Here is a 1,077-nt window from a genome sequence, read left to right on the forward strand (position 1 = left end):
AGTTCGAGGGTGCCGGTGGTGGGGTTGAGGCGGATTGCTCCGTCGTCGGCTAGGTTGTGTAGCTCCTTTGTGAGGGTGGTGGTGCTCATGGGGTGGGCTTTCCTTTGGTGCGTGTGCGAACGATTATGGTGTTGTAGTTCATATTCTAAGGTAGTGGGTATGCTTGCATAAAGAATATGCATAGCGTGTTACTAAAAGTGCTTTGAGCGAGCTCCCAGGCAACGGACAATAGGGGCATGTCTCAACTGTCGAATTACCTGAATAAGGCCAATAAGCAGAAGCTGACCCAGATGCAGATTGTCAAAGAGGCTGCTTCTGCTGGGCTTAGTATCTCTCAGACCACAGTATCGCGTTACCTGTCCGGTTTACACCCCACCCCGGCGTCTCGGGCTGTACTTGAAGTATTCTCCCAGGTCTTCGACATACCCCTAGGGCGCCTGCTACGCCTGGGCGGGCTACCTACTGAGATGGGTGCCTTTGAGCTGCCAGATAAGGCCCAGGTGCTCGATAAGGGTGAGCGGGATATGGTGCTGGCTTTAGTTAGTTTCCTCGCTGACCGGAAGATTGCCGCAGCTAAAGACCAGCACTCCCAGGCTGGTATCACCCCGGCCGGTACGGTCTTTGACCCGGCCGGGGTGGAAGATCACCGCTACCTAGCCCAAACCTATGGTCAGGATTGGGAAGAGAACTATTACCAGGTCGCTGCCCGCCGCACCAGGGAGGGTGAGGCAGAAGATGAGGCTGGGCTCTCCCTCGATGAAACCTACCTAGGCGGGGGTAACGAGGATGTATAACCCGTATCAGCATGCCGCTGAGCTGGGGGTTCAGGTGCGCTGGGCGGTACTCGATAAGCGGGTGCAGGGGTTCTACGAGCACGATGCGCAAACCATCTGGCTCAGTGAGTCTTTGACCTTCCGCGAGGCCAGGTGCGTGCTGGCCCATGAGATTGTACACGCAGAGTTCGCAGACCAAGGGGACGCCGCGGCCAGTGAGAAGGTTGAGCTGCGGTGCGACAAGATTGCAGCAAGCCGGCTCATCTATATACCCCAGCTGATCCGGGCGATGAGCGAGTACGAG

Annotated in this window: 2 protein-coding genes; both read left to right on the forward strand. The window is 56.8% G+C overall.

Features of this window, described 5'->3' with window-relative positions:
• Nucleotides 1-236 precede the first annotated feature (236 nt).
• The gene (locus tag ACFP6B_RS10985; RefSeq protein ID WP_377129951.1) at nucleotides 237-794 is read left to right on the forward strand and encodes a hypothetical protein; all 558 of its coding nucleotides are present in this window, start codon (nucleotides 237-239) and stop codon (nucleotides 792-794) included.
• A partial coding sequence (locus tag ACFP6B_RS10990; protein WP_377129953.1) for an ImmA/IrrE family metallo-endopeptidase occupies nucleotides 787-1,077 on the forward strand: 291 nt, incomplete at its 3' end. The genes ACFP6B_RS10985 and ACFP6B_RS10990, both read left to right, overlap by 8 nt.

This window comes from Rothia nasimurium (assembly GCF_042660305.1).
GTDB classification, from domain to species: domain Bacteria; phylum Actinomycetota; class Actinomycetes; order Actinomycetales; family Micrococcaceae; genus Rothia; species Rothia nasimurium.